13 protein-coding genes are annotated in these 12,848 nt (G+C 66.9%); 7 read left to right on the forward strand and 6 right to left on the reverse strand.

The annotated features are described in order from the left end of the window. Positions 1 to 3: 3 nt before the first annotated feature. Genes AC07X4_RS00590 through dsdA form a run of 4 tightly spaced genes read right to left on the reverse strand, consistent with a single transcriptional unit; the run spans position 4 to position 5,169 of the window. Positions 4 to 1,149, reverse strand: a complete 1,146-nt coding sequence (locus tag AC07X4_RS00590) for an NAD(P)/FAD-dependent oxidoreductase (RefSeq protein WP_494738912.1) — start codon at positions 1,147 to 1,149, stop codon at positions 4 to 6. Positions 1,150 to 1,162: 13 nt separating this feature from the next. Beyond that, positions 1,163 to 2,725 carry an amidase gene (locus AC07X4_RS00595; protein ID WP_494738913.1) on the reverse strand — a complete coding sequence of 521 codons (1,563 nt, stop codon included), beginning with the start codon at positions 2,723 to 2,725 and terminating at the stop codon, positions 1,163 to 1,165. Positions 2,726 to 2,759: 34 nt separating this feature from the next. Next, complete coding sequence (locus AC07X4_RS00600; protein ID WP_494738914.1) at positions 2,760 to 3,746, reverse strand: Bug family tripartite tricarboxylate transporter substrate binding protein; 987 nt, start codon at positions 3,744 to 3,746, stop codon at positions 2,760 to 2,762. Positions 3,747 to 3,804: 58 nt separating this feature from the next. Beyond that, entirely contained in the window at positions 3,805 to 5,169 is a 1,365-nt protein-coding gene (dsdA, locus tag AC07X4_RS00605; protein WP_494738915.1) for a D-serine ammonia-lyase, read from the reverse strand. Between the two features lie 93 nt (positions 5,170 to 5,262). Between dsdA and AC07X4_RS00610 the strand changes: the two genes are divergently transcribed. From AC07X4_RS00610 to AC07X4_RS00620, 3 genes are all read left to right on the forward strand, one after another. Beyond that, on the forward strand, positions 5,263 to 6,222 hold the full coding sequence (locus tag AC07X4_RS00610; RefSeq protein ID WP_494738916.1) for a LysR substrate-binding domain-containing protein: 960 nt from the start codon (positions 5,263 to 5,265) through the stop codon (positions 6,220 to 6,222). Positions 6,223 to 6,291: 69 nt separating this feature from the next. Beyond that, positions 6,292 to 6,594: a helix-turn-helix transcriptional regulator gene (locus AC07X4_RS00615; protein WP_494738917.1), complete on the forward strand. Its 303-nt coding sequence runs from the start codon at positions 6,292 to 6,294 to the stop codon at positions 6,592 to 6,594. Positions 6,595 to 6,638: 44 nt separating this feature from the next. Then, positions 6,639 to 8,015: a type II toxin-antitoxin system HipA family toxin gene (locus AC07X4_RS00620; protein ID WP_494738918.1), complete on the forward strand. Its 1,377-nt coding sequence runs from the start codon at positions 6,639 to 6,641 to the stop codon at positions 8,013 to 8,015. A 137-nt stretch (positions 8,016 to 8,152) separates the two neighbouring features. On the opposite strand, the gene AC07X4_RS00625 is transcribed toward AC07X4_RS00620, so the two are convergent. Then, positions 8,153 to 8,860: a VIT1/CCC1 transporter family protein gene (locus AC07X4_RS00625; protein ID WP_494738919.1), complete on the reverse strand. Its 708-nt coding sequence runs from the start codon at positions 8,858 to 8,860 to the stop codon at positions 8,153 to 8,155. 237 nt (positions 8,861 to 9,097) lie between these two features. On the opposite strand from AC07X4_RS00625, the gene AC07X4_RS00630 reads away from it, so the two are divergent. Further along, positions 9,098 to 9,382: a 7(1) septoil knot domain-containing protein gene (locus tag AC07X4_RS00630; protein ID WP_146870804.1), complete on the forward strand. Its 285-nt coding sequence runs from the start codon at positions 9,098 to 9,100 to the stop codon at positions 9,380 to 9,382. Positions 9,383 to 9,459: 77 nt separating this feature from the next. On the opposite strand, the gene AC07X4_RS00635 is transcribed toward AC07X4_RS00630, so the two are convergent. Continuing rightward, entirely contained in the window at positions 9,460 to 10,305 is an 846-nt protein-coding gene (locus AC07X4_RS00635) for a fumarylacetoacetate hydrolase family protein (protein ID WP_494738920.1), read from the reverse strand. Between the two features lie 256 nt (positions 10,306 to 10,561). Here AC07X4_RS00635 and AC07X4_RS00640 point away from each other — a divergent pair, with 256 nt between their 5' ends. From AC07X4_RS00640 to AC07X4_RS00650, 3 genes are all read left to right on the forward strand, one after another. Beyond that, the gene (locus AC07X4_RS00640) at positions 10,562 to 11,158 is read left to right on the forward strand and encodes a chromate transporter (RefSeq protein WP_494738921.1); all 597 of its coding nucleotides are present in this window, start codon (positions 10,562 to 10,564) and stop codon (positions 11,156 to 11,158) included. Beyond that, a complete protein-coding gene (locus tag AC07X4_RS00645; protein ID WP_199170816.1) occupies positions 11,155 to 11,769 on the forward strand; it encodes a chromate transporter in 615 nt (204 codons plus the stop codon). The genes AC07X4_RS00640 and AC07X4_RS00645 overlap by 4 nt, the downstream gene beginning before the upstream one ends. Before the next feature lie 77 nt (positions 11,770 to 11,846). Beyond that, positions 11,847 to 12,803: an aldo/keto reductase gene (locus AC07X4_RS00650; RefSeq protein WP_494738922.1), complete on the forward strand. Its 957-nt coding sequence runs from the start codon at positions 11,847 to 11,849 to the stop codon at positions 12,801 to 12,803. Positions 12,804 to 12,848 lie beyond the last annotated feature (45 nt).

The following is a 12,848-nucleotide window of genomic DNA, read 5'->3' on the forward strand; positions in this document are numbered from 1 at the left end:
ACCTCAGCGCAAACGCGCAGGCGACAGCCCTTCCACACCCAGGCCCTCGCGCACCAGCTCGTCGGCCAGCGGCTCGCCCCGCAACAGTTGCCGCGCCAGCAACGAGGCGCCCGCCGCGCTCTGAATCCCGTATCCGCCCTGCCCGGCCAGCCAGAAGAAGCCGGGCACGTGGTTGTCCCAGCCGATCACCATGTCGCCATCCGACACGAAGGAGCGCAGCCCGGCCCAGGTGTGCGACGGCCGGCGGATCTGGAAGCGGGTCATTTCCTCGATGTGATAAATCCCGGTGGCCACGTCGAGCTCTTCCGGCACCACATCGTGCGGATGTGTAGGGTCGGCATTGGCCGGCGAGCCCAGTAGTTGCCCCGCGTCGGGCTTGAAGTAAAAGCTCTCGTCGATGCCAATCACGGCTGGCCAGTGGGTGGCATCCATGCCCTCGGGCACCGGGAAGGTGAATGCCGTGCGGCGGCGCGGCTCCAGCCCGATGGGTGGCACACCGGCCAGGCCCGCCACCACATCGGCCCAGGCGCCCGCAGCATTGACGATGGTGGGGGCAGCAAACACCCGCCCATCGGCCAGCGTCACTTGCCATACATCACCCTCGCGGCGCACAGCCATGACCTCGGCGTTCGTCAGCACCTGGCCGCCGCGCTGGCGCAGGCCGCGCAGGTAGCCCTGGTGCAGGGCGTTCACATCAATGTCGGCCGCCTCGGGCTCGCTCATGCCGGCTGCCACAGCCTCGGGTTTGAGGCAGGGCAGCATCGCCAGCAGCTCAGCCTTGTCCACCCATTGCACATTGGGCGAGGTGGCGTGCGCTTCGTCGTAGGTCTGCTTGAGCAGGTCCAGCTGGTCCGGCCCGGCCACATAGACCACGCCCCGGGGTGAGAGGATGGGGTCAGCGCCAAACTCCGCCGGCGGCGCGTCGTAAAACGCGCGGCTCGCCCGCGTCAGCGCCTGGATGTTGGGCGTGCCATAGGTCGCCATGTACAGCGCGGCCGAGCGGCCGGTGGTGTGATAGCCGGGCTGCGATTCGCGCTCCAGCAGCAGCACGCTGGCGCCCTGCCCTGCCGCGCCGGACTGCACCAGTTGCCAGGCCACGGAGGCCCCGGCAATGCCTGCGCCGATGACGATGGTGTCTACGGTTTGCATCTGCTCCTCCTGCTCAAACGGCCGACACCTGTGCGGCCGATGCCGCACGGTCGTCGCGCGGCAGGCTGCGGGCGTCGCGGGGGTCGGGTGCCACGGTCACGATGGAGGTCAGCGCGGGTTCGGCATTGGTTTGCATCAGCTTGGCGATGTCGGGCCGGGGCCGTGCCAGCCCTGCAATGCCCTTGAACGCCTGCTCCAGCGCATGCCCCACGCCCAGCGTGTGCCGGTCGGCACGGAAGCGGCCCACGATCTGCAGGCCAAACGGCATCCCGACGTCGTCCAGCCCACACGGCAAGCTCAGCGCAGGGTGGGTGGTGAGCGTGGTCACATAAGTCAACGCCAGCCATCGGTAGTAGTTGGCCTGCGGCTCGCCGTTGATATGGCTGGCAAACAGCTCGGTCCACGCAAACGGCGACACCGGCGTAGTGGGCGCCAGGATCACGTCGTACTCTTCGTACAGCCCCTGGAACCGCGCCAGGATGCGTGTCTGCTCGGCCTGCGCCCAGGCGCTGTCGAGCAGCGTCATGGCGGCGCCCATTTCGTAGTTGGCGCGGGTGTTGGGGCCCAGGGAGGCGGGGTCGCGCTCGTAGGCCTCGCGCGTGCTGGCCACAAAGGCTTCGGCGCGCAGCACGTCAAAGCAGCGGTGCACATCGCCCAGGTCGATGTCGATGGCGTCGCAACGCGCAAACAGGTGCTTCATGGCCTGTACCTTGCGGCGGAACACGGCACGGATACCGTTGTCCACAGCGCAGGCACCAAAGTCCTCGGTATAAGCCACGCGCAGGCGACTCAGGTCCACGGCTTCGGGCAGAAGGAAGCTCATCGGGTCCAGCGGGTAGCTCAGCGGGTCGCCCGCCGACATGCCCGCCGATGCCGCCAACTGCAGACAGGCCTCTTCCACCGTGCGGCCCATGGGGCCGACCACCGAAATCGGCGTCCAGCCCAGCAGCTTGCGCGAGCTGGGCACCACGCCGGGCGAGGGCCGGAAGCCCACCACCCCGCAGATGGATGCAGGAATGCGCAGCGACCCACCCGTGTCCGAGCCCGTACACACCGGCAGCATGTCGCACGCCAGCGCAGCGGCCGAGCCGCCCGATGAGCCCCCAGCGTTCAGGTTGGGGTTGAACGGATTGCCCGTAGCGCCCCACACGGTGTTGCGCGAATTGGCGCCCGCCCCCATCTCGGGGATGTTGGTCTTGCCCGTGACGATGGCGCCCGCCGCGCGCAAGCGCGCCACCAGCACGTTGTCCTCGGCCGGAATGTGCTCACGGTAGATCTGCGATCCATAGGTGGTCAGCAAGCCCGCCGTGGCCTCCAGGTCCTTCACGCCCATGGGCAGGCCATGCAGCAGGCCCAGTGGTTCGCCGCGCAGCGCGGCTTGCTCGGCCGCTTTGGCCTCGGTGCGGGCGCGGTCGTAGCAGGTGGCGGTGACGGCATTCACATGCGGGTTCACCGCCTCGATGCGGGCGATGCAGGCGTCGAGCAGCTCCACCGGCGAAATCTCACGCGTACCGATGTGATGGAGCAGTTCGTTGGCGGTCAGCTCAACCAGGGCTTGGGCGCTTGTTGTGGTCATCTCGGGCTTGTCTCCTTGTTCTGGTCACACGGGTTCAGTCTGCGGTGATGGCTGCGCGCTGAGCAATGGCGCGCATCAGCGGCAGCTCCTTGTCGATCAGCTCGGCCAACACCTTGGACGAAGCATAGGACGGCTCGAACCCCACCGCGATCATCTTGTCACGCGTTTCGGGGTCCGACACCACCTGGGCCAGCGCCAGCTCCAGGCGTGACTTCACGGCCGGTGGCAGGCCACGCGGCGCCACCATGGCCAGCCAGGTGTCCATCTCCAGGCCGGGGTAGCCACTCTCGGCCAGCGTGGGCACCTTGGGCAGCAGGGCCGAGCGTTTGCCGGATGTCACCGCAATGGCCTTGATCTTGCCGTCCTTGAGCTGCGGCAGCGCGGCCGATACGGTGTCCACCGTGAACGGGATTTGCCCGCCGAGCAGGTCGGTCATCGCAGGCGCGCTGCCCTTGTAGGGCACATGCTGGATCTTGAGACCCGCCGCGTGGAAGAACATCTCGCCTGCAAACTGCGAGGTGGTGCCCGTGCCGAACGAGCCATACGAATACTTGTCGGGCGCCGCCTTCACCAGGGCCACGAACTGCTTCAGGTCGCTGGCTGGCACATCCTTGTTGGCCAGCAGAATCAACCCCGTGCGGCCCGTGATGCCAATGGGGTCAAAGCTCTTGACCGGGTCGTACGGCAGCTTGGCGCGCACGGCGGGGTTGACGGTGAAGGTGGTGCCCGAGCTCATGAGCAGCGTGTAGCCATCCGGCGCCGCCCGCGCCACCGACGTAGCACCGATCACCGTGCCCGCCCCCGCGCGGTTGTCGATCACCACGCTCTGGCCCAACTTGTCACCCAGCTTCTTGCCAATCAGCCGCCCCAGCACATCGGTGGCGCCACCGGGCGGGAACGGAATCACCAGCGTGATCGGCTTGGTGGGGAACGCAGCCTCCTGCGCCATGGCCGGAGTCCACGCAGTGGCCCCCAGGGCGGCACAGAGGACGGCAGACAAAAGCAGTTGCTTGCGGTTCATGGCGTGGCTCCAGATAAAAAAGTGAAAAGAAAAAAGGAGGAAAAAAGGTGGCGGCCCATCAGACCTGCGCAGCCAGCACGGCCCGCCCGCGCTGCACAAAGCCCTGGTACTGCGCATCGGGCACCAGCAGGCCGCCCGTGGTCCACACCAGGTGGGTGGCCTGGTGCAGCACGGCCTCAATGCCCGCGCTGCGCAGCCAGGCCTGCCCGGCCGTGGTACCCGTCAACATGGCCGGGCCGCTGAAGCCTGCGGCAGCCGAGGGCTCGATGCGCTCGCCCAAGGCGTCCAGCACCCGCACCAGCTGCCCAAACAAAGTGTCGTCGGCCACGGTGAACACACCCGACAGCAGCGGACGCATCAGTTCGGCGGCCAGCAGCGACGCACGCGGCACGGCCAGGCCATCGGCCTCGGTGCGATTGGTCAGGCCCCAGTCGTAGACCGAGGGGTGCTGCCCCCCACCTTGCGTTGCATCGGCCGTCATCTGCACCATGAAGCACGGCGACTGCACCGGCTCGGCAAAAAAACAGTGCACATGCGGCCCCAGCACCTGCCGCAGGCCAAAGGTGATGCCTGCAGGCGCACCGCCCACACCGCAGGGCAGGTAGACGATGAGCGGGTGCTCGGCATCCACCGCCACGCCCTGCTCGGCCAGTTGCTTTTGCAGGTGCAGCGCCGCTGCGCTGTAGCCCAGCAGCAGCGAGAACGATTGCTCGTCGTCCACAAAGTGGCACTGCGGGTTGCTGGCCGCCTCGGCACGGCCTGCGGCCACGGCGCGTTCGTAGTCGCCCGCGTGCTCCACCACCTGCACGCCACGCTGGCGCAGGCGGTCTTTCTTCCATTCCTTGGCATCGGCCGACATGTGCACCGTGGCCTGGAAGCCCAGGGCCGATGCCACCACACCAATGCTCATGCCCAGGTTGCCGGTAGAACCCACCGCCACCTGGTAACGACCCAGCAGCTCGCGCGCCTGCGGCGTCGCCAGCGCTCGGTAGTCGCCCCCGGGCTCTACCAAACCATGCTGCAGCGCCAGCCCCTCGGCAAACTCCAGCACCTCGTGCATGCCGCCGCGCGCCTTGATGGAGCCAGCGACGGGCAGGCTGTGATCGGCCTTGATGAAAAGGCTCCCTTGCGCCTCGGCCAAGCCCAGTGCAGGCGCCAGCGCCGCAGCAGGCAGCAAGGGCGACTCCACCACGCCCCCGGTGGCGGCGAGCTCGGGGAACACCTGCGCCAGCAGCCCGGCAAAACGGGCCAGGCGGGCAGCCGCTCCTTGCGTATCATCCAGACTAATGGTTCTGCCCAGTGCAGACAGCGCGGCGGAGGGCTGTGCCTGCCGCGCCGAGTTGGTCCACAAAGCAGGCTGGGCATTGCGCAAACGGGCAGTCAGTAAGGCATCCAAGGCAGGTTGGGTTTCGGCAGTCGTCATGGCAGCTATGTCTCGAAGAGTGTTGCCCCCATTCTTTGCCGGTCACGCCCCCGTCACAAACCATTTATATTGAGCACATCATTAGTATTAATAATGGATATTCGCCTCTCCCCCTCCCTGCTCGCCTGGCTGCGCAGTTTTGATGCAGCCGCCCGCCACGGCAGCTTCACCAAGGCGGCGGCCGAGCTGTGCATCACCCAGGGCGCCGTGAGCCAGCAGGTCAAGCAGCTCGAAGACTGGCTGCGCCGCCCGCTGTTCTTGCGCACGCCTCGCGCCCTGGTGCCTACGCCCGAGGGCAAATGGCTGGCCGTGGTGCTGCGCGAGAGCTTTGACGCCATCGAAAGCACCCTGGCCCAGATGCGCCAGCCCGCAGAGGCCGCCACCGCCACGCTGAGCTGCTCGCCCTCGTTTGCCATGAGCTGGCTCACCCCCCGGCTGGGCGACTTCTTTCGCCAGCACCCCCATACCGGGCTGCGCGTATTTGGCGAGTTCCACACCCTGGACCGCACCCGCATGGTGCGCGACGGCGTGGAAGCCGCCGTGCGCTTTGACCTGGGTGGTTACCGCGACCTGAATGCCACCGTGTTCCTGGACGAATGGCTAATCCCTGTGGCCAGCCCCGAGTTTCTCGCCCGGCACTCGCCCATCAGCGCGCCCGACGATCTGCACGGCGAATGGCTGCTGCACGACGGTAGCGCCTGGGACGGCGCAGACACCTATGAAGAATGGCAACACTGGTATGCGCAGATGGGCGCCACGCCACCGCCCTGGGCGGGCGGCCAGCAGTTCAACCTGTCTCAACTCGCCCTGGGCGCCGCGCTGGCCGGCCAGGGCATTGCCATGGGCCGCGCCGCGCTGGTGCTGCAGGATGTGAAGGCCGGGCGCCTGGTGCCGCTGCTGGGGCGCAGCGTGACATCGCGCGCGGCCTATTCGTTTGTGACCACCACGCACCCTAGCCCGGCAATGGAGCTGGTGAAAGAGTGGCTGCTGGAGGAGGCGCAGCGGTTTTGCACAGAGCGCAGCGAGGTATTGCCTCCGTTGGCTTCGCTCTAAACCGAGCATGGCGGCGACAATTTGTATATTTATATACTCTTTGTTCTGAAAAAGAGTATAAATATCATCATGTCAAACGATCTCATCCCCGCTCTCGCCGCCGCCCGCAAAGCCCACCAGATGACCCAGGCCCAGTTGGCCGAAAGTGCAGGTCTCTCCCGCATGACGGTGCAGCGCACCGAAGGCGGCGATCTGGACCCCCGCTATTCCACCCTGGCCGAAATGGCGCGGGTGCTGGGCATGGACATCATTGCCGTACCCAGCAGCCTGCGGCCCAGCCTGGAGGCATTCATTCAGGCCGGTGGCAAGTTTCTGGGCCAGCCCGAGGGGGTGGATGCGCCGCCCTCGGTGGTGGACAGCCTGCGCCGCTGACCCTGACGACGCACCACCCTACCGCACTGCCCAGCCCAAGCCCCATGAGCACCTCCATCCGTTACCTGCGCCTGTACCTGCACCGCCCCCCGCAGGCGGACGGCAGTGCGGGCGAGTCAGGTACAACAGCCAACCGTCGTGAGGCCATCGGCTACCTCTCGCAATACGGCGACATCCTGCGTGTGTCGTTTGACGAGAGCTACATCCGCAACCCGCAGCGCCCCACCCTGTCGCTCAGCTACCAGGGTGCGGACGAGGCCGCCACGCAGCAGATCCTGGCATCAGCACGCGATGCGCGGCTGGTGCGCACCGATGGGCGCTGGCCCGTGTACTTCCAGAACCTGCTGCCCGAAGGCCACAACCGCGAGCGGCTGGCGCGCGAGCGCGGCTGCAGCCCCGACGACGAGTTCGAGCTGCTGGCCGCTGCAGGCCATGACCTGATGGGCGCGCTGGAGGTGGAGCCCGTGCCCGCGCAAGACGGCATCCCGGACGTGGTGCGCTACTGGCACACCACACAGGGGCTGGATGTGCTGGAGCCGGGGTTTGTGGAGTTCCCGGTGGAAGACGCAGCCTCGCTCCCCGGCGTGGGGACCAAGTTCAGCGCGGTACAGGACGGCCGACGCTACACCGTGCACCGCCAGGGCGCGGCGGGCAGCGTGATTTTGAAGCTGCCTACCAGCGCGCACCCGGACCTGGTGGCAAACGAGTACACCGGCTACCAGCTGTGCAAGGCACTGGGGCTGAACGTGGCCGATGTGCGCGTCATCACCCGCGCCGAGGCCGACCTGCCCGACACCGTGCCCTTCAACGACATCCTGGCCGTGCAGCGCTTTGACCACCTGCCCGGCGGCGCCCGTGTGCACATGGAGGAGTTCAACCAGGTGCTGGGCTACACGCCCCGCCAAAAATACGGCAAGTCGCACGGCAAGGGGGTATTGCACGACTGGGCCACCATGCTGCGTGTGCTCAACCGCCTGAGCCGGCAGCCGGTGCAGGACACGCGAGAATTTCTCGCGCGCATGGTGGCCTTCATCCTGATGGGCAACACCGACGCCCACCTGAAAAACTGGGCCCTGATCTACCCCGACGGCCGCGTGCCCCAACTGGCCCCGCTGTATGACCCGGTGTGCGTGGCCGCGTTTTTTGATGGCGTGCCAGACCAGCAGTACGCCGTGAACCGAGCCATCGACAAAACCCTGCGGGCGCTCACCTGGGATGACATGGAAGGCCTGATGAAATCCGCCGGGCTGCTGCGCGTGCCCCGGCACCTGGCGCTGCTGCGGGATGTGGTGAAACAGGCGCAGGCCGACTGGCCCGCATTGTTGCGTGATGCACCACCGGCCGTGCAGGCCACCGTGCAGCAACGGCTGACGGGGGCTACGGTGCTGGGGCAAATCGCCAGCCGCAGCGCCATGAATTGACGTCAAAATGCTCTTACTTTGATAGCCGTTAACGCATATTTCACTTGCGCTACAGGCCTGTCAGGTTCCGATTTTCGTCTCCAGCGCCTCATAGGGTGCACGCTCAGCCCGTGGTTCGGCGGGCGCGCTGGTAGTCTTCACACCGGCGCCCCAAACCACGCCCCCACCCCCGCCGTGATGGCCATGGCCAGAGCCCCCCAGAAGGTCACGCGCCAGGCCCCCACGGCCATGCTTGCGCCACCTGTGCGGGCTGCCACAGCCCCCAGCAGCGCCAAAAAGATCAGCGCCGAGCCCGCCACCGCGTACAGCAGACTGCTGGCGGGCGCCACCACGGCAACAGCCAGCGGCAGTGCTGCTCCTACCGCAAAGCTGGCGGCTGATGTAAGGGCCGCTTGCACCGGACGGGCAGCCAGCGCCGGGGACACATTCAACTCGTCTCGCGCGTGTGCGCCCAGCGCGTCGTGCGCCATCAGCTGCGCTGACACCTGCTGGGCCAGCTCGGGGGTCAGGCCCCGGCCGACGTAGATGGCGGTCAGTTCGCGCGCCTCAGCAGCAGGGTCTGTGGCCAGCTCCGCGCGCTCGCGGTCAAGGTCTGCCTTTTCGGTGTCGGCCTGCGAATGCACCGACACATATTCGCCCGCAGCCATCGACATGGCGCCCGCCACCAGCCCAGCGACCGCCGTCACCACGATGGTGGAGTGGCTCGATTGCGCAGCCGCCACGCCCAACACCAGGCTGGCGGTGGACACGATGCCGTCATTGGCCCCCAGCACAGCGGCGCGTAGCCAGCCAATGCGGTCGGAGCGGTGGCCCTCGGTGTGAGCACGGCGCGCGGTATGGGGCATGGGGGCTTCCAAAGTCAAAGGTACAAGCCAGCACCATACATGCACACTCCCGACAAGACAAACCAACAGGTAGCCGCAGCGGGCTCTTACATCCTCTTGCACCGCCGCCAACACGATGCCAGCGGTTTTGGATTATCTTGGTGGGCCGCGCTGCCGCCCACCTCTCGGCTGAAACCTGCAAAGGGCTGCCGTTTGCAGGCTCCCAGCGCTAGCAGACCTACAACCCAAAGGACGCCCGTGGCCAAAATTCTGGAAGTGAAATACGAGAACCAGGCCGATGCACGCGTGTGCGAAGTGGCCTACGAGAGCCAGGCCGACCTGTGCTGGCACGAGGTCGCCTACGCCACACAAGCCACAGGCGATGCGTCCTGGTTCTTTGTGAACTACGAGAACCAGGCCAGCTTCAAAATATTCAAGGTCAAGCGCGAGAGCCAGGCGGACCTCAAGGTCTTCAAAGTGGCACATGCAGACCAAGCGGGCTGGCGCACCCAGGGGCATGCGCTCAAGGGCAAGCTGGCCTGACGAAGCCCGATGGGCCTACCACAAAGCCCCTCGGGTATGCGTGACCACACTACGCCCTGTGTTGGTCTCAGCCAGTCTCACCCACCCACGCACTTTTGCAGCTGCTCGCCCAGCCCCGTGGCGCCCAGGCGCACCACATCACCAGGCTTGAGGAACCACGGCGCGGGCTTTTGCCCCAGGCCCACGCCTGCAGGCGTGCCGCTCAGGATGAGGTCACCCGGCTCCAGGGTCATGAACTGGCTGATGTACGACACCACGGTGGGCACGCCAAAAATGAAATTGTGCGTGCTGCCGTTTTGCACACGTTGGCCATTCACCTCCAGCCACAGGTCGATGGCGTGGGGGTCGGCCACCTCATCGGCCGTCACCAGCCAGGGGCCGATGGGCGCGAAGGTGTCGTAGCTTTTGCCCTTGTCCCACTGCCCGCCACGCTCCAACTGCCAGGCGCGCTCGGACACATCGTTGGCCAGCACATAACCGGCGACATGGGCCAGCGCGTCGGCCTCGGACACATGGCGGGCGCGGGTGCCGATGACGATGCCCAGCTCCACCTCCCAGTCGGTCTTGGTGGCGCCGGGCGGTATCCGCACATCATCGTTGGGGCCGCTCAGCGCGGTCACGGCCTTCATGAACAGCACCGGCTCGGCGGGTGGCTGCATGCCCGCCTCCTTGGCGTGGTCGGCATAGTTGAGGCCCACGCACACGATCTTGCCCACACCGCCCACCGGACTGCCCAGGCGGGGCGAGCCGTAGACGGCAGGCAGGCGGCGCGCGTCAATGGCGGCCAGCGCCGACAGGGCGCGCGGGCTGAGCTGCGCGGGGCCGATATCGGGCAACAGCATGGACAGGTCGCGCAGCGTGCCTTGGGCGTCCACCAGACCGGGGCGTTCTGCACCAGGCTGGCCGTATCGAATGAGTTTCATGGGGTGTCCTTGTCTCTATGGATGAATCCAGGGCCCAGAGGGCGTACCACTCGGCAGCATAGCGGCACACCGACTTGCGCGCGTGCACCAATGGCCGCCCCGGGCTTGCCCGATGACGACGCCCCGACGCCAGCGCACCGCCCCATGCGCGCGTAACATCACGGGGGCCGCCGCATCACCGAACAGCTATCACAATGATAGCTATCAAGGAATGAATTACCGGCGCATCAGCCACTTTTCACTGAATCTTGCACCCATGGCACCCGCCACCGCCTCACCCCCCCCCACCGAGACGCCTGCGCGCCCGCAGCCCCGCAACCCGACCGATCTGTTTTGGTCCTTCACCTGGCTGGCGCTGCAGGGTTTTGGCGGTGTTCTGGCGGTCGTGCAGCGCGAACTGGTGGAGAAAAAACGCTGGATGACGAATGAGGAGTTTGTCGAAGACTGGGCCGTGGCGCAGATCATGCCGGGCCCCAACGTGGTCAACCTCAGCATCATGATCGGGGACCGCTACTTTGGCCTGCGCGGCGCGTTTGCCGCGCTGGCGGGCATGCTGACGTTTCCGCTGATGCTGGTGCTGGCGCTGGCGCTGGTGTATGCGCAGTTCTCTGCCCAACCGGCCGTGGCAGGCGCGTTGCGTGGCATGGGGGCCGTGGCGGCAGGCCTGATTGCCGGGGTGGGTATCAAGCTGTTTGTCTCCATCCGCAACCATCCGCTCGGCCGCCCCCTGTGCCTGGCCATCACGGCGCTGACCATCGTGGCCATGGCCTGGCTGCGCTGGCCGCTGTTCTGGATCCTGCCGGTGATCGGCGGGGCCGCCTGCCTGCTGACCTGGAGAAAGCTCGCACCATGAGCAGCACCGCCCCCCTCACCGCGCCGCTGATGGCCCTGAGCATCGGCGACTGGTTCAACCTGTTCCTGTACTACCTGTCGCTGTCGCTGCTGGCGGTGGGTGGCGCCATTGCCACCGCGCCCGACATGCACCGCTTTCTGGTCGAACGCCAGGCGTGGCTGACCGACCCGCAGTTCAACGCCTCCATCGCCATCGCCCAGGCCGCACCGGGCCCCAATGTGCTGTTCATCGCCCTGCTGGGCTGGAACGTGGGCATCAACGCAGGCGGCCCCGGTGTGGCTGGCTGGCTGCTGGGCGCGCTGGGCATGGCGGTGTGCATGCTGGGCGTGATGCTGCCCAGCAGCCTGCTGACCTGGACGGCCACGCGCTGGGGCCACCGCAACCGCGAGCGGCGCGGCGTGCGCGCGTTCAAGCAAGGCATGGCCCCGGTGGTGATCGGCCTGCTGGTGGCTACGTCCTGGGTGCTGGCGCGCGCTCATGGCGAATGGACCACCGACTGGCCCCTGTGGCTGCTGACCGCCACGGCCACGGTGCTGGTGTGGCGCACCAAGCTGCACCTGCTGTGGATGCTGGGCGCCGGTGCACTGCTGGGTGCGCTGGGGCTGGTCTGACGGTTTGGAAGGCCGGGGTGCGCTGCGCAACCCCGGCAACTGGCACGATTTCTTTCTCTTTTTTGAAAGGCACATCCATGCAACTCCGTTCCCTCGGCCGCTCGGGCCTGCAGGTCTCGCCCTTGTGTTTTGGCGGCAATGTGTTTGGCTGGACGGCCGATGAAGCCACCTCGTTCGCACTGCTCGACGCGTGGGTGGACGCAGGCTTCAACTTCATCGACACCGCCGATGTGTACTCGCGCTGGGCGCCAGGGCACACAGGGGGTGAATCCGAATCGGCGATCGGCCGCTGGCTCAAGCGCAGCGGCAAGCGCCATCGCATCGTGCTGGCCACCAAGGTGGGCAAGGGCATGGGGGATGGCAAGGTGGGCCTGCGCCCCGCCTACATCCGCCAGGCGGTGGAGGCATCGCTGCAGCGGCTGCAGACCGACCACATCGACCTGTACCAGTCACACGACGACGACACCACCGTGCCGCTGGCCGACACACTGGGCGCGTATGCCGACCTCATCCGCGCCGGCAAAGTGCGTGCCATTGGCGCCTCCAACTACAGCGCCGCGCGCTTGCAGGAGGCGCTGCAGACCAGCGAACGCCTGGGCCTGCCGCGCTACGAAAGCCTGCAGCCGCTGTTCAACCTGTATGACCGTGCCGTGTTTGAAGACGCGCTGCAGCCGCTGTGTGTGCAGCAGCAGGTCGGCGTGATCAACTTCTACGCGCTGGCAGCCGGGTTCCTCACCGGCAAATACCGCACGGCAGCCGACGCCACCAAGAGCGCACGCGGCGCCAACACCACGGCCAAGTACCTCAACGACCGGGGGCTGCGCATTCTGGCGGCGCTGGACGCCGTCGCACACCGCTACAACGCCACGCCCGGCCAAGTGGCCGTGGCCTGGCAGATGGTGCAACCGGGCATCACCGCACCCATTGCCAGCGCCACGTCGGTGGCCCAGCTGCACGAGTTGGTCAAGGCCACCCAGCTGCAACTGGACAGCGATGCACTGTCCCAGCTGGACGCTGCCAGCACCCAAGGCTGAACCCAACAAAAAAGGGCCCGCGCGTGCGCAGGCCCTAGGCGTATG

This window comes from Acidovorax sp. GW460-11-11-14-LB4, from assembly GCF_059423685.1.